At 40.1% G+C, this 269-nt stretch carries 1 rRNA gene; it reads right to left on the bottom strand.

The annotated features are described in order from the left end of the window. Positions 1–119, bottom strand: a 23S ribosomal RNA gene (locus DS745_RS09015); the annotation flags it as partial. Positions 120–269 lie beyond the last annotated feature (150 nt).

The following is a 269-nucleotide window of genomic DNA, read 5'->3' as shown; positions in this document are numbered from 1 at the left end:
ATTCGGAAATCCCCGGATCAAAGCTTACTTACAGCTCCCCGAGGCATATCGTTGTTCGTCACGTCCTTCTTCGGCTCCTAGTGCCAAGGCATCCACCGTGCGCCCTTTCTAACTTAACCTAAATTTTGCGAAATAAGCATGTGCTTCTTTCGCAAAATTACCTAGTTATAAGGATTTTACGTCGAATTGAATTCTTGACTACTCAAGTTTACTCAAAAGCTTTTACAAACTTTCCGGTAAAACTTAAATGTGTTAGTTGTTATCTAGTT

The sequence above is a fragment of the Anaerobacillus alkaliphilus genome, from assembly GCF_004116265.1.
Taxonomy (GTDB): domain Bacteria; phylum Bacillota; class Bacilli; order Bacillales; family Anaerobacillaceae; genus Anaerobacillus; species Anaerobacillus alkaliphilus.
Note: the sequence above shows the minus strand (reverse complement) of the source record. Positions and strands in the feature narration are given on the sequence as shown.